Origin of the sequence: Acinetobacter populi (assembly GCF_002174125.1) — a bacterium.
Lineage (GTDB): Bacteria > Pseudomonadota > Gammaproteobacteria > Pseudomonadales > Moraxellaceae > Acinetobacter > Acinetobacter populi.
In genome coordinates, this window is record NZ_NEXX01000004.1 from 186,079 (window position 1) to 206,856 (window position 20,778).

The 20,778-nt window shown below is 40.4% G+C and carries 18 protein-coding genes and 1 pseudogene; 9 read left to right on the forward strand and 10 right to left on the reverse strand.

All coding sequences use genetic code 11. The annotated features are described in order from the left end of the window. Nucleotides 1-6: 6 nt before the first annotated feature. From CAP51_RS12020 to CAP51_RS12035, 4 genes are all read left to right on the forward strand, one after another. On the forward strand, nucleotides 7-609 hold the full coding sequence (locus CAP51_RS12020; protein WP_087621005.1) for a nitroreductase family protein: 603 nt from the start codon (nucleotides 7-9) through the stop codon (nucleotides 607-609). Between the two features lie 18 nt (nucleotides 610-627). Then, nucleotides 628-1,677: an NADP(H)-dependent aldo-keto reductase gene (locus tag CAP51_RS12025; RefSeq protein WP_087621006.1), complete on the forward strand. Its 1,050-nt coding sequence runs from the start codon at nucleotides 628-630 to the stop codon at nucleotides 1,675-1,677. Between the two features lie 188 nt (nucleotides 1,678-1,865). Continuing rightward, on the forward strand, nucleotides 1,866-2,081 hold the full coding sequence (locus CAP51_RS12030; protein WP_087621007.1) for a TOBE domain-containing protein: 216 nt from the start codon (nucleotides 1,866-1,868) through the stop codon (nucleotides 2,079-2,081). A 25-nt stretch (nucleotides 2,082-2,106) separates the two neighbouring features. Next, the gene (locus tag CAP51_RS12035; RefSeq protein ID WP_087621008.1) at nucleotides 2,107-2,934 is read left to right on the forward strand and encodes an ABC transporter ATP-binding protein; all 828 of its coding nucleotides are present in this window, start codon (nucleotides 2,107-2,109) and stop codon (nucleotides 2,932-2,934) included. Nucleotides 2,935-3,049: 115 nt separating this feature from the next. On the opposite strand, the gene CAP51_RS12040 is transcribed toward CAP51_RS12035, so the two are convergent. The 8 genes and pseudogenes from CAP51_RS12040 to CAP51_RS12075 form a co-directional block, all read right to left on the reverse strand. Continuing rightward, nucleotides 3,050-3,793 carry an ABC transporter ATP-binding protein gene (locus CAP51_RS12040; protein WP_087621009.1) on the reverse strand — a complete coding sequence of 248 codons (744 nt, stop codon included), beginning with the start codon at nucleotides 3,791-3,793 and terminating at the stop codon, nucleotides 3,050-3,052. 15 nt (nucleotides 3,794-3,808) lie between these two features. Further along, the gene (locus CAP51_RS12045; protein WP_087621010.1) at nucleotides 3,809-5,215 is read right to left on the reverse strand and encodes an ABC transporter substrate-binding protein; all 1,407 of its coding nucleotides are present in this window, start codon (nucleotides 5,213-5,215) and stop codon (nucleotides 3,809-3,811) included. Nucleotides 5,216-5,237: 22 nt separating this feature from the next. Further along, nucleotides 5,238-6,308: a branched-chain amino acid ABC transporter permease gene (locus tag CAP51_RS12050; RefSeq protein WP_087621011.1), complete on the reverse strand. Its 1,071-nt coding sequence runs from the start codon at nucleotides 6,306-6,308 to the stop codon at nucleotides 5,238-5,240. A 3-nt stretch (nucleotides 6,309-6,311) separates the two neighbouring features. Further along, nucleotides 6,312-7,193 carry a branched-chain amino acid ABC transporter permease gene (locus CAP51_RS12055; RefSeq protein ID WP_087621012.1) on the reverse strand — a complete coding sequence of 294 codons (882 nt, stop codon included), beginning with the start codon at nucleotides 7,191-7,193 and terminating at the stop codon, nucleotides 6,312-6,314. 9 nt (nucleotides 7,194-7,202) lie between these two features. Further along, nucleotides 7,203-8,024 carry an ABC transporter ATP-binding protein gene (locus tag CAP51_RS12060; RefSeq protein WP_087621013.1) on the reverse strand — a complete coding sequence of 274 codons (822 nt, stop codon included), beginning with the start codon at nucleotides 8,022-8,024 and terminating at the stop codon, nucleotides 7,203-7,205. A 10-nt stretch (nucleotides 8,025-8,034) separates the two neighbouring features. Next, the gene (locus CAP51_RS12065; RefSeq protein WP_087621014.1) at nucleotides 8,035-9,198 is read right to left on the reverse strand and encodes an AMP-binding protein; all 1,164 of its coding nucleotides are present in this window, start codon (nucleotides 9,196-9,198) and stop codon (nucleotides 8,035-8,037) included. Nucleotides 9,199-9,724: 526 nt separating this feature from the next. Further along, the gene (locus tag CAP51_RS12070) at nucleotides 9,725-11,191 is read right to left on the reverse strand and encodes an MFS transporter (protein ID WP_087621015.1); all 1,467 of its coding nucleotides are present in this window, start codon (nucleotides 11,189-11,191) and stop codon (nucleotides 9,725-9,727) included. A 171-nt stretch (nucleotides 11,192-11,362) separates the two neighbouring features. Next, nucleotides 11,363-12,592, reverse strand: a pseudogene (locus CAP51_RS12075) (acyl-CoA dehydrogenase family protein); the annotation flags it as partial. A 456-nt stretch (nucleotides 12,593-13,048) separates the two neighbouring features. On the opposite strand from CAP51_RS12075, the gene CAP51_RS12080 reads away from it, so the two are divergent. From CAP51_RS12080 to CAP51_RS12095, 4 genes are all read left to right on the forward strand, one after another. Further along, nucleotides 13,049-14,887: a monovalent cation:proton antiporter-2 (CPA2) family protein gene (locus CAP51_RS12080; RefSeq protein WP_087621152.1), complete on the forward strand. Its 1,839-nt coding sequence runs from the start codon at nucleotides 13,049-13,051 to the stop codon at nucleotides 14,885-14,887. Between the two features lie 55 nt (nucleotides 14,888-14,942). Then, entirely contained in the window at nucleotides 14,943-15,815 is an 873-nt protein-coding gene (gene hslO, locus CAP51_RS12085; protein WP_087621017.1) for an Hsp33 family molecular chaperone HslO, read from the forward strand. Between the two features lie 210 nt (nucleotides 15,816-16,025). Further along, nucleotides 16,026-16,976, forward strand: a complete 951-nt coding sequence (locus CAP51_RS12090) for a DnaJ C-terminal domain-containing protein (RefSeq protein ID WP_087621018.1) — start codon at nucleotides 16,026-16,028, stop codon at nucleotides 16,974-16,976. A gap of 11 nt (nucleotides 16,977-16,987) precedes the next feature. Beyond that, the gene (locus tag CAP51_RS12095) at nucleotides 16,988-17,308 is read left to right on the forward strand and encodes a chaperone modulator CbpM (RefSeq protein WP_087621019.1); all 321 of its coding nucleotides are present in this window, start codon (nucleotides 16,988-16,990) and stop codon (nucleotides 17,306-17,308) included. Nucleotides 17,309-17,583: 275 nt separating this feature from the next. Here the strand turns inward: CAP51_RS12095 and CAP51_RS12100 are convergent, their stop codons facing one another. Then, complete coding sequence (locus CAP51_RS12100; protein ID WP_087621020.1) at nucleotides 17,584-18,669, reverse strand: magnesium transporter CorA family protein; 1,086 nt, start codon at nucleotides 18,667-18,669, stop codon at nucleotides 17,584-17,586. A gap of 253 nt (nucleotides 18,670-18,922) precedes the next feature. Here CAP51_RS12100 and CAP51_RS12105 point away from each other — a divergent pair, with 253 nt between their 5' ends. Beyond that, nucleotides 18,923-19,141: an HP1242/YdcH family protein gene (locus CAP51_RS12105; protein ID WP_087621021.1), complete on the forward strand. Its 219-nt coding sequence runs from the start codon at nucleotides 18,923-18,925 to the stop codon at nucleotides 19,139-19,141. 29 nt (nucleotides 19,142-19,170) lie between these two features. Here CAP51_RS12105 and CAP51_RS12110 read toward each other — a convergent pair whose 3' ends face one another. Beyond that, complete coding sequence (locus tag CAP51_RS12110; protein WP_087621022.1) at nucleotides 19,171-20,481, reverse strand: dicarboxylate/amino acid:cation symporter; 1,311 nt, start codon at nucleotides 20,479-20,481, stop codon at nucleotides 19,171-19,173. Between the last annotated feature and the right edge of the window lie 297 nt (nucleotides 20,482-20,778).

Below are 20,778 nucleotides of genomic sequence, written 5' to 3' on the forward strand. Positions count from 1 at the left end.
AATACCATGACTAATATTCGCCAATCCAACCACGATATTGAAGATTTTTTCTTACAACGCTGGTCGCCTCGTAGTTTTAGTGCAGCAACAATTGATCAATCTACCCTCCAACAACTATTTGAAGCAGCTCGCTGGGCACCTTCGGCATGGAACTCACAGCTCTGGCGGTTTATTTATGCACGTAAAGATACACCACATTGGGACAATATCTTTAGTACATTAACTGAATATAATCAATCTTGGGCCAAAGATGCATCGGCATTAATCGTAGTAATCTCAAAAACCAACTTTTTAGTTCCAGGACAAAACACTGAGCAGGAATTACGTAGTCATGCATTTGATACTGGAGCCGCATGGTCACATTTAGCCATACAAGCCGATCTAAAAGGCTGGAAAACCCATGCCATTGGTGGTTATGATCAAGATCAGGTACGTCAAAATTTGGCTATTCCCGAAAACTATGCCATACAGGCGATTATTGTTATTGGTAAACAGGGTAATAAAAAAAATCTGCCCGATCATCTTCAATCTCGTGAATTTCCAAGTACTCGGCACCCAACTGAGCAATTTACTTACGAAGGTAAATTTTCAGTTGAAACATCATTTTAATTATTTTAGGAATACGTAATGCGATATAAAAAATTAGGCAAAACCGAGATAGACGTGAGCATTATCGCACTAGGTAGCATGACTTGGGGTGAACAAAATACCGAGCAAGAAGCACATGCACAACTAGATTATGCCACGGATCAAGGTGTTAATTTTATTGATGCGGCAGAACTCTATCCAGTTCCGCCAAAACCTGAGACTCAAGGTTTAACCGAAAGCTATATTGGAACATGGTTAGCAAAATCACAACAGCGTGACAAAGTTATTATTGCCAGTAAAGTTGCAGGGCCATCATCAGCAAATGGCGGGACAGACCATATCCGTGAAGGTAAGAGCCGCCATAATCGAGCCAATATTGAGCAGGCATTACACGATAGCTTAAAACGCTTGAAAACTGATTATGTTGATTTATATCAATTACATTGGCCTGATCGAAGTACCAATTTTTTTGGTAAATTAGGTTATCAACATCATGATGATGAAAATGCTACCCCAATCCTGGAAACATTAACTGTTTTGGATGATTTGGTCAAAACAGGAAAAATTCGTCATATTGGTTTATCTAACGAAACACCATGGGGCATATCACAATTTCTACATCTTGCAGAAAAATACAATCTTACTCGGATTGTTTCTATCCAAAATCCATATAATTTATTAAATCGTAGCTTTGAAATTGGTAATGCAGAAATTGCCATTCGGGAACAAGTCGGCTTATTAGCTTATTCACCTTTGGCTTTTGGACATCTGACAGGAAAATACCTCAATGGTGCATTACCGGAAGGTGCAAGGGTAACAAAATGGCAACGTTTTAGTCGTTATAAAAGTAAAAATGCAGAAAAAGCCACTCAATTATATGTCGATCTAGCCAAAGCCCATAATTTAAATCCAGCACAATTAGCATTGGCATATATTAATCAACAGCGTTTTGTTACTAGTAATATTATTGGGGCAACCAATTTAGAGCAACTAAAAACCAATATTGATAGTATTAACGTCGACTTATCTGAAGAGATACTTTTGGAAATTGATAAAATTCACCAACATTATCCAAATCCAAGTCCATAAATATATTTAATTCATTTTAGACATCACACTATATGTTTTATAAAAACAAAACATATAGCGTGAATAAATATAAAAAAATAGATCCCTTAATATATTTTATGCATTTTATATCAATTATTATTATTTTTTAAATACAAATTAAATCTATACAATCATTTTATTATTTTCAATATAGGAATTATATTATTATGACTATTCAAGCAATTAATGTACGCAATCAATTCAAAGGTATTATTAAAGAAATTATTGAAGGTTCCGTTGTAACAGAAGTGGATGTTGAAACACCTGCCGGATTATTTACCTCAGTGATTACTACCCGTTCAGTAAAAGACTTAGATTTACAAATAGGTAATGAAGTTGTTGTACTCATTAAAGCAACCGAAGTGTCTTTGGCAAAACTATAATCCATAATAGAAAGGTAAATTTATCATGGCAAAGTCATTAGGCGCAGTGTCAATAAAAAACGTCAGTAAATTTTATCGGCAAAAAAACAATCAACCTTTACCTGTACTACATCAAATTTCCCTCGATATACAACCAGGTGAGTTTATTAGTATTGTAGGAAGTAGTGGCTGTGGCAAATCAACATTATTACGTTTATTGATCGGATTGGAACAAGACTTTTCTGGTCAAATTTTAATTGATGGTAAGCCTATTGCAGGAGCTAGTCTGGAAAGAGGAATTGTATTTCAGGACCACCGTCTATTTCCTTGGTTAACGGTGCGAGAAAATATTCGGGTTGCGCTACAAAATAGCCCTTTAAGCCGTGATGAGCAGGATAAAACCATTGATGAACATATTGAACTCGTTGGTTTAACAGCATTTCAACATGCTTATCCCTCACAACTTTCTGGTGGTATGAGTCAACGTGTTGCCATAGCCCGAGGATTGGTCAACCGTCCTAAAATTCTACTTTTAGACGAACCATTTGGTGCGTTGGATGCACTGACCAGAGCAAAGTTACAGCAAGAACTACAACGCATATGGGAAACTGAAAAAATCACCATGATCATCGTAACCCATGATATTGAAGAAGCAGTATTTTTAGGAGAACGTGTGGTGGTAATGCAACCCAATCCTGGCATCATTAAACATATTTTGCCTGTTGATGTACCACATCCAAGACATCGGGAAGACTTTAGACTTAACAATATCAAGAATGAAATTCTCAAAGATTTTAGTCAATTTTCTTCCGAAGAATTACACTCCCTTGAGTTAACTCGCCGTAAGTTTAATGAATATCAATTTTCGGTATAGTTTCTCTTGCCGATTCAGCATTTTATGAAGTAACTAACTAAATTTTAATTATAAAAAATAAAAGCACTGACGAAATATCCGTTCAGTGCTTTTATCATCATAATAACGCAGTAATCTAAGCCGTTTGCCCCAAATAAGCCCTTTGAATTGCGCCTGTTTCATATAGCGCTTTGGTTTGTCCGGATAAGCGAATTACTCCATTTTCAATCACGTAGGCATTATCGGTATAATCCTGTGCCAACTGGATATTCTGTTCTGCAACCAGAAAACTCATCCCTTGCTCTGCCCGTAAATTGCCAATCAATTCAAAAATCTCGTGGCTGATTTTAGGTGCCAGTCCCATAGAAGGTTCATCGAGTAAGATTAGTTTGGGCTCCGTCATCAAAGCCCGACCAATTGCCAGCATTTGTTGCTCACCGCCAGAGGTATATCCGGCCAAAGTATTTTTCTTCTCTGCCAGACGTGGAAAATAATGATAAACTTGTTGCAATGCCTGCTGTAATTTTGCTTGTGATGGCCGATGGATAAAGCCGCCAGTCAGTAGATTTTCTTCTACACTCAGATGGGCAAAGCAATGTCGACCTTCAAGTACCTGTACCAAACCTTTTTTGACAATATCACTGGGATTCTGTCCAAGAATGGACGCGCCCTGATAGATAATTTCTCCACGATAAATCTGACCATTCTCAGCCGCAATCAACTGCGAAATTGCTTTGAGTGTGGTACTTTTGCCTGCACCATTTGCGCCCAGCAATGCCACAATTGCCCCTTGTGGCACAGCCAGACTCACCTGCTTGACGGCTAAAATACTTTGGTCATAGACTACCTCAATGTTCTGTACATCAAGCAGTATGGTCATAGCGATTACTCCCTATTAGCTTTCCGTGGCACAATCACGGATGGTAATGCCTTGTTCTTTGGCATATTTTTGTGAAGATTCTTCAATAATGGGACGCAATAGTGCTCGGTCTGCCTGCACCCAGTCACTGATCACATTCCACTTTGTGCCATCCCATTGCTGAAAACGTACTGCACCGCCACCTTCATGATCTTCACATGACAATTTTAAAGGCTGCACCAAACCATAAGCACCCAATTCTTTTAGACGTTCATCAGTTAAATGAATATTTTCAAAGCCCCAGCGTACTTCCTCACCACTCAGTGGACGATGACCAAATTTTTCTTGCGCCACACGTACCGCTTCCACATTCAAAATCCCGTTAACAACACCTAGGTTATAATTCACCGTACCAAACTGTTTCGGATCTTTTAGATCAGATTGCCCTTTATCCACCACAAGGCTTTTGATTTGTTGTAAGACAGGAAAATTGGTACCTGATGGATGCGTAGTAATCGAAATAAAGCCTTTGGACGCATCACCCGCTGGCGCAGCATCTTCTTCAGAATTCGACCAGATATTGCCAATAATTTTATCCGCGGGATAACCGACTTTTTGTGCAGTTTTTAAGGCCACAGGGTTCATCACGCCAAATCCACGTAAGATTACCCAATCAGGTTGAATGCGACGAATATTTAACCACTGTGACTGCTGTTCATTGCCGGGATGCGGCACTTCGATATGCGTCACGCTAAAACCATATTTCTTCGATAAAATATCAATCACCGGAATGGTTTCTTTACCATAAGGTGAACCATGGTACAGCACCACAATTTTTTTGCCTTTTAGCTGATCCAATCCACCACTTTGTTGTCCCAGATAATTAATGATGGCTGAGACTTCACTGTAGGGATTAAGCTGTAAGGGGAATACATAAGGAAAAACCCGGCCATCGGTAGAATCGGTACGCCCATGGTTAATGGTAATTAATGGCAGTTTATCCTGCGTTGAGCGCTCCAGCGTGGCATAAGCAATCCCGACTGACAAAGGATTAGTTGCAGCGGCAGGTGCACCATTCAGGCCTTTTTTCAAACGCTCATAACACTCTACACCTTTTTCCACCACATATTCGGTTTCACATTCCGACCACACCAGCTTGACACCATTAACACCGCCCTGTGCATTAATGGCTTTCATATAATCAATAAATCCGCCGAAAAAGCCCGTTCCCGCTGCTGCATAAGGACCAACCCGATAACTTTGCAAAGGAAAATACTGAGCATTTTGATCGGACAAGGTGCTTTGAGCCCCTGTTGCCGTGTCTTGCTGCGCCTGTACTGGCTGCTGTTCACTGGTCTTTTTATTGCTGGTTAAAAGCACGATCAAAATTAAGATCAGTGCAATCACCGCTAGCCAAAACCATAAAGATTTAAATAGTTTCATCGCATACCTTTTAAAAAAATAATTAATAACGTAACGGCCATGTTCTCAGTCGTTGATATGCATTGCGGCATAAACGGCTTAGCCCTTCTGGCTCTTTAATCAGAAAATAAATAATCAAAGCCCCAAAAATAATTTTTTGCAGGTTTTGTAATAACGCTTGATCAATCGCTTGACCAAAGACCGCCTGACCTAAAATGCTGAGCACAATCGGCAATAGCACGATAAAAGCGGCACCGTAAAAACTGCCCGCCAGACTGCCTAAACCACCAATAATGATGATGAATAAAATTTGAAAAGAACGATTCAGATCCAGACCATTGGCTTCAATCGTTCCCAGATAAGCAAATGCCCACAACGCGCCTGCAATCCCCAGATAAAACGAACTCACGGCAAATGCGAACAATTTGGTCCGTCCAACAGGAATACCCAATGTGGTCGCTGCTGTTTCCATATCACGTACTGCACAAAAATTACGTCCATATTGGCTCTGGATTAAATGCCGCGCTACTACGGTGAGAAGTACGACAATGCTTAAAGTCAATAAATAATGTCCGACCGGACTATTTAAGGAATATCCTAAAATCTCTAATCGAGGTGCAGTGATCACGCCCGAAGCGTTATGATTGGTAAACCAGCCATATTGGGTAAATAACCAGGGCACAAAAAATTGTGCAGCCAGTGTCGATACAATCAGATAAAAGCCTTTGATCCTTAGACTTGGCAAGCCAACCAGAACACCAAATAATGCAGCAATCACACCACCCAGAAAAATACTGAGTAATAAGGGTAATTGTGGAATTCGTAGCTCAAGGTTATAGGTGGCAAATGCCCCAACTGCCATAAATGCCGCCGAACCCAAAGACAATTGTCCGGTATAGCCAGTGAGAATATTAAGTCCCAGACCTGCAAGTGCCAGCACCAGATAAGGCACAAGAATCGCATTAAATAAATAATCCGAACCGACAAAAGGGACAAAAACAAAGGCAATCAATAAGGCAAATAAAAACAGAATACGATGTTCTTTTAAGCGAAAAATACGCTGTTCATCTTGATAATGCTGAGTAAATTGTCGTGCCTGACTAAATAAAAACATGTGCTAGACCCTCTCTACCTGTTGCTGTCCAAACAAACCCGTTGGACGTACCAATAAAAAGAGTATGGCAAGCACATAAGGAAACCAGTTTTCAAGCCCAGAGCCGATGATGCTACCCAGATAAATTTCTGCCAGTTTCTCGGTTGCACCAATAATCAAGCCCGCAACAATAGCGCCTGAAATTGAGGTAAAACCGCCAATAATCAGTACAGGTAAAGCCTTAAGTACCACCAGTGACAATGAGAACTGCACACCTAGACGTGCGCCCCACAACAAACCTGCGACCAGTGCAACAAAGCCTGCAACGGTCCACACCAGAATCCAGATTCTATTTAAACGAATCCCGACAGACTGTGCAGCCAATGGATCATCTGCAACGGCCCGCAAGGCAATACCAAAACGGGTTTTACTAAATAGCAGCGACAAAATAATCACCAGACTGCCAGCGATTGCTGTAGCAAATAAATCAAATTTACTCAGCATGATGCCAAACAAATTAATCGGCGCATCGGAAATTCCAAGATCCAAACCATGAACCTGTGTGCCCCAGACAGTTTGTGCCAGACCTTCGATGATATAGCTCAAACCCAGTGTGGCCATAAATAAAGTCATCACCGAGCGATTGATCAAATGCTTTAAAATCAAGGCATCAATCAGTAATACCAGCAAAAAAATCACCAGCATGGTCGCAATAAATGCCAGCACAAATGGCACACCACGTTCGGTCAAATTGACAAAGGTCAATGCCGAAAACAGTACCAACGATCCTTGAGCAAAATTAAACACGCCCGATGCACGATAAATCAGCACAAATCCGATTGCCACCAGTGAATACATCACCCCAGCAAGTGTGCCACCCAGCAAAACCTCTAAAAAAAATGACATGCTAAACCCTCATATTTTTAATTCATTCGAGTGGGAAGGCGTGACATCAACACGTTGTACCCCAAGATAGGCACTCAATACTTCCGGATGCTGCTGAATATGCTGTGGCGTTCCATCGGCAATTTTTTTACCGTAATCCAGCACCACAATATGGTCTGAAATCTCCATCACCACAGCCAAATCGTGCTCAATCATCAGTACAGTAATGCCGAGCCGTTGATTTATTTTTTTTACAAACTCGGCAATACTTTGTTTTTCTTCATGATTCATGCCTGCCATCGGTTCATCAAGGAGCAACAGTTTCGGTTCAGCAGCCAGTGCTCTAGCCAGTTCAACCCGTTTTTGCAAACCATAGGACAAGGTACTTACCACCTTGTCGCGATATTGTTGTAGATTCAGCAATTTCAGGATTTCTTCAACTTTTAGGCGTTGTAAATCCTCATCCTGTTTACTCCTAGGTAAACGTAAAATTGCACCAAGCACGGAATAACGACTTTTTAACACCCGACCAGTCAGCACATTATCCAGCACCGACATATGCTTAAATAAGGCCAAATTCTGAAAGGTTCGCGCGATCCCCAGATATGGTGCATGCTTTGCCTTATATTGTTTAAGTGCTTTACCCGCAAAAATAATCTGCCCAGCCTGTGGTCGATAAATCCCATTAATAATATTAATTACTGAACTTTTACCGGCCCCATTGGGACCGATCAAGGCACAAATTTCCCCTGTGCGCACCTGAAAATTCAATTTTTTCAGGACTTGAGATGCTGCAAACGATAGATCAATATCTTGTAGCTGCAAAATTTCCTGTTGTATTCCACCAGACATACAGATTCTCCTAATGTATTGTTATTGTGGAAGATGATGCGAGGTTTAATGACATCGTAGAGGTCATGGCCTGCCATGCTGCATGTTGGCCCCAGTGTTGTAACTGAATACCCAATGCCTGATAAAATTGTGCTGTTTGATCAGATACCGGTTCTCCTACGATCAATGCAGTTTTTAACTGTGAGAATCCCAGCTCTTCTAAAATCGCCTGTTTAAACAATGCAAATACCAGTCGCTGTATCAAAGATGGTGTACGTTGTTGTCCAATTTGCTGAATTGCAGCCTGATACTGATGAAATAGCCATGAATCGGATTTTGGTAAGCGTGCCAGGATCAGTTGTTCTACCCGTTCATAGGTTTGTTTGGTACCCAGCACCAAACTCGGTGAAATCACTTGCCGATCCTGATCGCGTGTTTGTAATGACTCCGGGATATTCAAACAAAAACCGGCATATAACCATGCCGACCATAAATAACGAATATGCCCAACACTGGAAAATGCACGTGCGATAAAAGCCTGTTCTGTTGCCTCAAGCTGATAGGCATCTACTAAGCGCTGCGCTTCTTCAATTAATTCCTGATGCGCGTAATACACCCGAAAACGCTGTCCATCTTCAACTTTTTCAAAACTAAATGCGGTTTGCGTCAAGGGTGTACGAATTTGTTTGAATTCAATCTGATGCTGTGGCTTTAATTCAGAAAATAAAGTTTTAAGATCAACAATATATTCATGATCAAATGCGCTTAAATTATTTTGTTCAATATAAAAAATATATGTCGGATGATAATTCAAAGAAGCCAACGGACTGAGTTGTTGCAACTGCTCAACCAGTACATAATCAGGCTGTAAAATATTTAAATCCTGATGGAGTTGTACCGCATCCAGCTCTTCTGCGGCTTGATCCAGTAATTGCACCCGACCACCTAACGCCTGTACCGCAATACTGATTGCCACCACCTCTACATTAGGGGAACTGGCGATAAAAAAGGTCTGGTCTTTTTGAAAACCATAGAGGGTTAAAGCCGATGCATAGCGCTGGCTCATCTCCAGTAATTGTTGCCATGACCATTGCCGCCACAAACCCAGTTGCTTATGGCGTAATGCGATCGCATGCGGACGTACCTGTGCATGATATGCCAATAATGTAGCAAGGCTTTGAAGGTGATCTGACATCGTGTAATACTTCCCCTCACAGGACAAAACCTGTTTTGGTTTTATCCATTTAAAAATAAATATTACTGTGATGTTTTCAATTTATATGCCAACTAAAATTTATATATTTTTCATATTGTTATATTTAACTCTCAAAGGCAATTTGCATACTATTTATGCCGTATTGTTGAACTGTTGTTGTAAGGGCAACATTAAAATCTGAAAGTCCTAACGGATATTATCGTGTTATATGTCCACGCCAGATATTTCATCTAAGTGTAATTTTATGATCAAGAATTTATAGCTAAGATAGAACAACATGAAATTTCTTTGGCGAATAAATTTAACTCTGCCATATAGTCGATAAGATAGTGGGATTTAGAAGCATATGAGTAAATAAACAATAAAATGGAGATTTATACATATCACAAATCTCCATCATTTTAACCTATACATGACAGCCTAAAAGGTGTGAATCATACTGGAATAATGTTCTTGTCCAACAGTAATCCATCTGGTCATCAAAAAAACATAAAGTTAACTGATATTAATCAGGGATCGCATGCCCTACGATTTTTTTATCCAGATCTTTCTCAATCACTGCATCGACATCCTGTTTTGTAGGTTCATATTTAATTAAGAAACCAATAACAATAACCGGTACAATTGCGAAAATAGAAATGATCAAAAAGACATCAGTTTTATAATTTGCCATCCAGATTGGCAATACAAACATTGCGATTGCTTGCGCCACCCCAGTTACCGCACGATTAAATCCGACACCCACGCCACGAATGGATGCAGGATAGGCCATGGTAGGATAGACCATCATTTGAGCGCCAGGACCAAAACCTTCCGAAAACAACCATAGTCCCAACATACCGATCGCGAGATAAAGCAAGACAGAATTTGCCGGCTGTCCAATCCATGCCAAAACAACAAGTGCGATGAACTGCAAAACGAATCCTGCCAGCAAAACATGCCGCGAAGTAAATCGACTCGCAACATAAACACCCAATAAACCACCTGTAAAGGCAAATAGAAGATTTAGCCCCAACGTCGTAGAAATTGTGGTTAATACATCTGTATGGAAAAATCGGCTTAAAATAGACGGCAAGAAAAATGCAATAGTGGTGTATTGAAAGGCTACTGAAATATGAATCACGATAGAGACGATAGTCCGAGATAAATATGTCTTGTTAAATAAAACTAAAAAACCTTCTTGTTGGCGTTCAATCTGCTTCTTCTCTACCCGGGCAACATTGGCATGGGCATTAATATGATAGGACTCGCGCAACACTTTGGCAGCCCCTGCCAGATCACCTTGATTGGCCAACCAAATCGGCGACTCAGTCAAATATTTACCCCGAATAAAAATAATCAACAATGCAGGTACCGCACCAAAAATCAGAGATGCTCGCCATAGCCAATTAATATGTTCAGGTGGAAGTAAAAAATACAGCGCAAGGACAATACCAAAACACACTGAAGATGCTGCATACCACATCGGGCACCATGCCGCTAAACGTGCCGCTTTATTACTTTTGCCACTAAATTTTGAAAACTCGGATAAATAGGACATAGCAACTGGTAAATCCACCCCAACACTAATGCCCATAATAAATCGTGCCAGAATTAGTACCCATACATTTGGTGCAAAACCAGCCACAATGGCAGCAATTACGAATAACACCATATCTGCCATGAATACGCGATAACGGCCGATCTTATCTGTCAGCCAGCCACCAAGAATATTCCCAACAATGGTACCGCATATGATTGCCGATGCGACGACACCGGTCATTACCGGTGTTAAGGAAAATTCCTCCACCACCTGATCAATACCAAAAGATAAAGTGGTTAGATCATAGGCATCAATAAATACGCCGATTAATGCTAACCAAATCACTTTATTACTTTTGCCCTGCCCGGCAAACTTTGACACCAATGACGATACATCATTGGGGCTATTAATTTCATAGCGTTGACTTTCTAGTTCAGATACGCTGCTCATAACACTATCCTTTTTATCTCTATATCAAGACATCACAAAACCGAGAAAAATATTAAGTTTTTTAATGGATTACTTTTCTCGTGGGAGAAATAGATAAGCGAGGCATGGATCATTACAGTTGAATACCAATCACCATAGGCCAGCTTTATTTTTAATATGCGATGAAGATGATCACGCCGTAGCACGCTCTAGCTTAGAAACATCACCAATCCGCCATTGATACGGTGGCAATGTCCCATTCACACTAAAGTCACCGATAATCCGTTCTTTGAACACGCGAGGATTATGGGATGATAAGGTTCTAATATTGCGCCAATACCGATCAAAACCTAAGCGTTTATCCGTTGCTGATGCGCCCAGTGCATCGAATAAAATGGTGGAAGCATTTAACAATAAAGAGGTAATGACAGATTGCGCCTGTGCACTTTCTAGCTCTGCCAAAACATTTTGTTGTTGTTCGTGATATAAATCATCCCTAAGCGCGGCAAGATAAGTACGTTGCAAACTTTGCGCAACTTTCTCTACCAGCACACCTGCGGTATAAGCAGCACTGCGAATTTGTCCAATGATTTGTAAAATTTGCGGATCATTTTTAATAAATTGTGAATTGGCATGGCTATAATTTCGTGTTCTGTTATTCACCGTTTGGGAAACATGACGTGTTGCCGCATGCCCTACACCCGTTATGATGGCCAATTGCACCAATTGATAAAATGCTGCTGAATATTTAAACCGCACATCATTTGGTAGAATTTCACGGGCATCTACCAATACATCATTAAAAAAAGCCGTGCCACTCGCAGTTAACTGCTGTCCAAAACCATTCCAGTCATCAACAACAGATACACCTGCGGCATATCTGCTGACCAAGACCGAAGCAGATTCACCTTGCAAATCACTGATCCCGACTTCAATCCAATCCGCAAATAGACTCCCCGTAGTATAAAATTTTTGCCCGCTAAGTCGGATTGCACCTATTTCATCTTTATATACATGGGTCTGAAATTGGTTTTGATCTTCCTTGCCCCCCTCAGACCAAGCACTCCCAATAATTTCTCCTTTTGCCAATCTGTTTAGCCAACGTTGTCTAAACTCCTCATCTTTTGAAACTAGAATATCTTCGGTAAAACCAAAATGTACCCGTAATATTTGCGGTAAATTCGAGTCGGCTTCTGCCAGTTCACTAATGAGTTTAAATAGTTCAGGAATGGTTGCATCAAAGCCACCATGATGTTTTGACAAACGTAAACGAGTAAATCCACTCTCTTTCAGCCATTGAATCTGTTCAAAAGGTAAAATATGCTCAACTTCCCGTTGTAAAGCCTGTTGCTGAATACGAGCAAATACCGGACGAAAATGTTGTGCAAGTGCTTCATAACGAGAAGTGGGTGCTTCCCCCCAACCGCTTGTATTGGGATCTAAATTCAGGTTTGGCGCAAGCGTAGTGGTATGACCTGACTGTGTCATAATAATAAATTCCTCTTTATGATAATTGCCATGATTTAAATCCAGATATGATCAATTCTGATAATTTTCGATCATCAATGTCGGTAAATCATGGAAAAAGCCGAAATAAACTGTCAACTAATATTGTCAATTTATGTGCCAACTAAAATTTATATAATTTTCAATATATTAAAAATTTCACACATCATAATTTGCATCTAAATGCCATTTGTTTGTTGAACTCATGTTTTGTCAGCAACATTCGGTATGCTAATTCTCTGGATTGAAGATAGTTTGGATATTATTTTTACTGCCGATCAATATGAAGCGACTAATTAAAAAGATTTTATGAATTTTAGCCTTGCAAACCGTAGTAAACTAAAAGTGATGTAATTTTTCTCGTATATGCTTATGCCAATGCTCGTACAAATCACTATTTTTATTGCTGCGGCGCTGATTCTGGTGCCATTCGGTAAACGTATTGGTATCCCAACCGTTTTGGGATATTTGTTTACTGGTATTTTGCTTGGCCCCAGTGTATTCAATATCGCCAATGATCCTGACGAGATAATGAAACTGGCTGAATATGGGGTCATCATGCTGATGTTCCTGATTGGTCTGGAACTGCGTCCGCAACGGCTCTGGCAAATGCGTCAATCTATCTTTGTACTGGGTGGCTTGCAAATGGCCGTAACCGGTGGTGTGCTGATGCTACTGTTATGGTTATTTCTGCCCTTTTCTTTTTCTACCAGTTTTGTGGTTGGCTTTGCACTGGCCTTATCTTCTACGGCTTTTGTCTTGCAATTACTGCGGGACCGACAACAATTAAAAAGCTTTTACGGGCAACAATCATTTGCTATTTTACTGTTTCAGGATATCGCAGCAATGGTGTTATTGGCATTGATTCCATTGCTCGCCGGTCATCAAGGTGCACATCATGGCATTGCCTATTTTGCCGCAGTCATCGCAACATTTTCAGGTTTGTTTTTATTTAGCCGTTATATTTTACGTCCCCTGTTTCGCTTTGTGGCAAAAAGTGGGGCAACCGAATTACTCACTGCGGTCGGTTTATTTATCGTACTGGCAGTGGTGGTGCTCATGGATGCGATTGGCATCAGTACAACTTTAGGCGCATTTTTAACGGGTGTCTTACTGGCAGATTCCGAATTTCGTCATGAACTTGAAGGCAGTATTCAACCCTTTAAAGGCTTATTACTCGGTCTATTCTTTATGACCGTCGGCATGGGCATTAGTCTGAATATTATTATCGAACAGCCCTTGTTAATTATTGCCGGGACGTTTGCCCTGATCCTGATCAAGCTAGTGTGCGTCACTTTAATTGCCTATTTGCGACAGCATCGCCTAGCCAATAGTTTTCGTCTTGGTGTTGCATTGGCGCAAGGCGGTGAATTTGCCTTTGTAGTATTTAGTGTCGCCGCATCAGAGAAAATGATCAGTGCTGCCATGCTGGCACCGCTCACGCTCATTGTGACTTTTTCCATGATGCTAACCCCAGCACTATTTGCCATTCTGGATCGCTGGATCGAACCTGTATTTGCCAAACATGAACACAGCAAACAATATGATGAAATACCGCAACATGAAAATCATATCGTGGTTGCCGGTTTTGGCCGCTTCGGACAAATTGTTTCCCGTATTGCCCATTTACATCATGTTCGCTTTACTGCCATTGATAATAATATCGACAATATTGACTTTGTCCGCAAATATGGTGGCAAAGTCTATTATGGCGATGCAACTGTTCCAGAAATTTTACATTCCGCCGGATTATCTTCGGCACGTTTACTGGTCCTTGCCATTGATGATGTAGAGGATTCCATGAATATCGCACGTCATATTCGCCTTTATCATCCAGAACTGCCTATTCTGGCACGGGCACGGGATCGTCATCATGTGTATTTATTACGTGAACTCGGCATCACCCATATCTGGCGGGAAACTTATCTGTCGGCACTTGCCATGGGTGAACAAATGCTGCTCTCACTCGGCACAGATCCACAACTTGCCAAAAAACATATTCAACAATTTTTTGAATATGATGAACAGCTATTACAACGCCAGCAAGGCATCTATGCCGATCCGCAAAAATTGCTTGAATCCAATCGGGATATGCTGCATGAACTTGAAAACCTGTTTGAAAATGATGAATTTGTACAAGAAAAGAATCTGGCTGAAGAAACATTCTCTGGCAATCCAGATCAACCCAAAACCTCTGATCCATCAGCATAATAAAGACTTGAGATTTTCTGATTTGCCACTATATAAAGCCTAAATGGAGAAATTTATGTCTGATATCCGCCAACGCTTTTATATCTATGATTGTCCTGTTCGTGGTGAAGTTGTGCATTTAAAACAAGCGCTAAAAACAATTTTGGCACAACGTGATTACCCGCAAGCCATTAAAGTGCTGTTGGGAGAAATGTTGGTTGCCAGCAGCTTACTGGCGAGTACGTTAAAAATTAAGGGACGTTTAAGCATACAAATCCAGAGTACTGGTACATTGAAATGGGCCATGGCCGAGTGTAATCATCTCGGTGAAGTACGGGCGTTGGCAGAATTTGAACAAGATCCACGCTTTGTAGAAGCAGTCGATAGCAGTGTGGCCTTATCTAGTCTGGTAGGCGGCGTATTATTTATCAATATTGAGCCCGATGTAGGCGAACGCTATCAGGGCATTGTTCCGCTTGAACATGCCACATTGGCGCAATGTCTGGTGCAATACTATGATTTGTCTGCACAAATCCCAACACGAATTGTATTGGCAAGTTCTGAAGAATCGGCAGGTGGTTTGCTTATTCAGCTTTTACCGCGTACCGAGGAAGAACAAGAAAGCGTTGATAGCGACTTATGGCCACGCTTAACCATGTTGACTGAAACCCTAAAAGCAGAAGAGTTGATTTCCCTGCCTGCTCAGGAAATTCTTTATCGTTTATATAATGAAGAAGATGTCCGTTTACCAGACAGTGAAGTCCTGAGCTTTGGCTGTACCTGTTCCAAACAACGTTGTGCCAATGCCTTAATTCAAATTGGTGAAGAAGCAGTTAAGGAAACCCTGCTTGAGCAAAACCCGATAGAAATGCACTGTCAGTTCTGTAATAGCAGATATACCTTTAGCGCAGAAGAAGCCTTGGGATTATTTGGACGACATGTCAGTTAATTGTGATTTGTTGATCACATGATGGTTAAGTCTTGAATTATCCCCTGCCCTGAATCACCTTCCAGATTCAGGGTTATTTTTTACATTTTTCATAACCTCACCAAAACTTCCTCCTTTAAAATATTGCTTTATTAAAATATTCCTGCTTTAAAATAGCAGATGCACCCCCATATTTAACTTCAAACGAACATTAAATAGTGAATATAAATTATGGCAGAAAATTATTATCAAACCCTCGGTGTTGACCGTCATGCCAGTGCCGAGGAAATCAAAAAAAGTTATCGTAAACTTGCCCGAAAATATCACCCCGATGTCAGCAAAGAAGCCGATGCCGAGGAAAAAATGCAAGCCATCAATGTGGCTTACGACACCTTGAATAATCCTGAAAAAAAAGCCGAATATGACCAGATGCTGGATAATCCACAAGGTTTTGCTGGCTTTGGACAAGGTGCACAGGGACAAGGCGGCTTTGATGGTGCACATTTTTATCGTCAAAGTACAGGTGGCGGTGAACATGCTGATTTCAGTGGTTTTGAAGATCTATTTGGTCGCTTTGGCGCAGGTTTTGGTGGCAGTGGCAGCCGTCGCCAGCAACAGAGTTTTCAGGGTGAAGATCAACATGCAAAAATCGAAGTGGATTTAGACGTTGCCTATACTGGCACCACCCAACAAATCACTTTGCAAATTCCAACCTATAATGCCCACGGCGAACCTGAAATTCAGCGTAAAACCTTACAGGTTAAAATTCCAAAAGGTATGAAAGAAGGCCAGCAAATTCGTTTGTCTGGACAAGGTCAAGCTGGGATCAATGGCGGTAAAGCTGGTGATCTTTATATTGAAATTCAATACAAAGAAGATAAACGTCTTTATGTCGAAGGGGCAGATGTATATACCACTATCGATGTCAGTCCTTGGGAAGCAGCACTTGGCGGACAAGTTGAAGTGAATACACCGGCAGGTCGTTTACAAATCAACTTACCGGCCAATGCCAAAAATGGGCAACAATTACGCTTAAAAGGCAAAGGTATTCCCAATAGCAAAGAAGCCGGTAACTTATACCTGATCATTAATATTGTGTTGCCTACTGCACAAAATGACCAACAAAAACAAGCCTATCAACAATTAGCCCAAGCGTTTAACGCCTATAACCCACGAGCATAAAGGAGTTTCCCATGAGTAAAATCACCATTCGTGAGATCCAGATTCCACATGTTTGTGACAGTGAAATTGTGGACCAACACAGTAGCCTGAATTTCATCCAATTTGTTCAGGCTTGCGGACAAGATGAATCCTGGGTCTTTCAACTATTTGAATACGATATTTTATCAAGCCCCAATAATGATCCAAAACACTATCAATTTTTAGGTGAGGATCTGGCTCGGGCACGCAAAGTCTACCGCCTGCAACGTGATTTTGATGCCAGCTTCCGCGCAGTTGCAGTGATGCTGGATCTGATTGATGAAGTTCAGCATTTGCGCAAACAATTACGCTAGTCCTTTGATTTTATCCAGACCCAATCCTTCACTTTGAGATTGGGTCTGTTCTCGATTTAAGTCAAACCATAGAGTCTAATAATAACTTCAAAATCATCTTTTTTATTTTTAAGATAAACGACTTTAAAAGTGACCTATGGATTGAGGTTCATAGCAGTCATTAAACTCTTTGTAGATATCGCCTCATTTAATGAATTTTATTTAAATCAATTTTTTGATTTTGAGATAACAACTCGGGAATACTACGCTGGCTTGTGCCCATCAGCCGTTTCCGTCTAAAAATATACATCAGGATCAATGTGGTCAGAATCATGGTCATCACCATAAACCAGAAACCAGAAACCATATGGATTTTTTAAACCGGGAATAACTTCAAAATTCATCCCATAAATCCCCGTTAGCAAAGTAAGCGGCGAGAAAATTGCGGTAATAATGGCTAAAATCCGCATGTTTTCATTGGTCTGATTGGCAATTGCAGAAAAATGTAAATCTATCGCCGTTTTAATCATCGCTTCCAGACGAGTAACATGTTTTTGTACCCGTTCCACATGACTTAATAGATCATGCACACGAACCAAGGTAATATCCTGACTTTCTAGAGAAAACTCACCTGTTAACTGGCTTTGGTTTTCCATAATATCATCCCGTAATTCCTGCAAGACATCGATCTGTTCTTCACACAAATATTCAATTTGCTGCAAGGCCATATTTTCCTGAAACAGATCCTGCCACTGGGTAAATCGTGCTGAACTTTGCAATAGCTGGTTTTGCCAGAATGTTACCCGCTGGGTTAAAGGTAAACGAATATCCAGATAACGATCAATCACCACATTTAACAATCGTAATGTCAGATCCAATGGTGAACTGGGTAAACGTATATTCTTTCCGAGTTGGCTAATATCCTTATCCAACATACTGTTTAAACGATCTACATATTGTTTGGTCGCCAAATTACGGGAATCTCTGACACTAATCAAATAGTAGGGAGAAATACAAAAACTCATCGGTGTGGTTAGTAATTCCGCCGGATTTAACATTTTTATTTTGTCATCATGATCGGGTTGTGGCACTTGCTTAAAACCATCTTCAGGCGTGACCAGTTTGCGAAAGATTAATAAATCATAATCTTCAGTCGTATCATAATTGGAAGGATGATCAATATTACAAATATCTTCAATATGGTATTCATTCATCATCAAATGGGTCTGTGCATAGACCTGTTGCTGCCATTGTTCGGGATGTTCCAGATCATCCAGCGTACACTCCAGCCAGACAAAGACCAGTTGTTTATTTTCCAAAGGTTTAGAACTCAGGAAAATCACCTGCGATTCTGAATGAATATAAAAATAATATTGTTTCATGTCTGCATCAAAGGCTCATAATGAAGGATAAGAAAATACGCATCCGATTGTTATTTAAGTGATCGCCTAAAATCACTATAACTGATTTTTAGTTTTAGTCATGTTTAATTTTGCTGTCATATTATAGCATAAAACCATAAAAAATTTAAGGAATAAAATTGAACGATCTGTTTACACAATCAACTCGTAATCCTGCCAAATAAGCTGATAATAAAATTGAAAAGAATGGTTTTAACAACAAGCAGGTGAAAATATGTTTCCGGAATACCGTACTTTGATTAGCAAATTAAAACAGGAAGATGCCCATTTTTCCAAAGTATTTGATGAACACAATGCGATTGATCATGAAATCATTCGCCTAGAACAAAGTCCTGTGACCAGTGGGCTGGAGGAAATCGAAACACTCAAAAGACAAAAACTGAAATTAAAAGATGAACTGTATGTCATGCTAAAGCGAGCAGATCAAGCGTAAAAAAAGCTGCCATCTGGCAGCTTTTTTATTTAGTCATTTGTGACGTTATGCTGTTTCAGGGTACGATCAAGCTGTTCCTTGTCCAGTGCCTTATCCCATCGTGCAACAACAATCGTTGCACAGGCATTTCCGACCAGATTGGTCAATGCACGACATTCAGACATAAAACGGTCAATCCCTAGAATCAATGCCATACCTGCAACCGGGATATCCGGAACTACGGATAAAGTAGCCGCAAGGGTAATAAAGCCAGCACCAGTAATCCCTGCCGCACCTTTTGAACTTAACATTGCAACCAGCAAGATGGTAATTTCCTGCATCAAGGTCAGCTCAATATTACAGGCCTGAGCAATAAATAATGCTGCCAGCGTCATATAAATATTGGTACCGTCCAGGTTAAATGAGTAACCTGTCGGGATCACCAGACCCACCACAGATTTTTCACAACCGGCTTTTTCCATTTTCGCCATCAATGAAGGTAAAGCGGCTTCTGAAGAACTCGTCCCCAATACCAGCCATAATTCTTCTTTGATATAACGAATCAAATTGAGAATAGAGAATCCGTTATAGCGCGCAACAGCACCCAGCACGATAAAGATAAACAGTAATGAAGTCACATAGAAGGTCACGATCAATAACATCAAGTTACCGATTGAACCAATACCATATTTACCAATGGTAAATGCCATTGCACCAAATGCCCCGATTGGTGCAAACTTCATCAGCATACCAACCAGAGTAAATACAGGCGAAGTCAGCTGTTGTAGGAATTCTACAATTGGACGACCTAGATCACCGGTTTTGGACAATGCCAAACCAAATAGTACCGCAACAAAAAGTACTTGCAGAATCTGACCAGAGACAAATGGGCTAACCAAAGTATCCGGAATGATATTCATCAAAAAGCCAGTCACTGTAGATTCATGCGCCTTGGCAGCGTATTCATCCACTTTGTCACTATGCAATGTACTTGGATCAATATTCAAGCCACTACCTGGCTCAACAACATTGGCAACCACTAAACCAATCACCAGTGCCAGCGTTGAGAAGGTAATAAAGTAGATCATTGCCTTACCAGTTACACGACCAACACTGCCGATATTTTTCATCCCGGCAATACCTGTTACCACCGTGAGGAAGATTACCGGTGCAATAATCATTTTCACCAGTTTAATGAAAGCATCACCCAGTGGCTTTAAACTTTCCCCAGTCTCTGGATAAAAATGCCCTAACAGGATCCCCGCTACAATCGCAAAAACAACCTGCACATAAAGAATTTGATAAAATTTCTGTGGCTTTTTCGGGGTCTGATCCCCCGTAGAAGAAACATCTATATGCATCTTATGCACCTTTTTCAAAAACTCTTTCCCTTGCATACAAAAGTCGTGCAGTTTATTGCGATAAGGGGAGAGAGTAGAAGTGTTAAAAAAATTTGCTGAATTTTACGTTATTTTTACCTGAATAAAACAAAGCTAGACTAATGTCTAATAGCTCACACTTAAGTCTACATCAATATATTTTCATTATTTTTAATATAAATAAAACATATAAAACAATATTTTAAATAAAAAATATGGCAAAATTATGGCAAAAAAAAGCGCCGATTCATTTAAACAATAAATCGGCACTTAATAAAA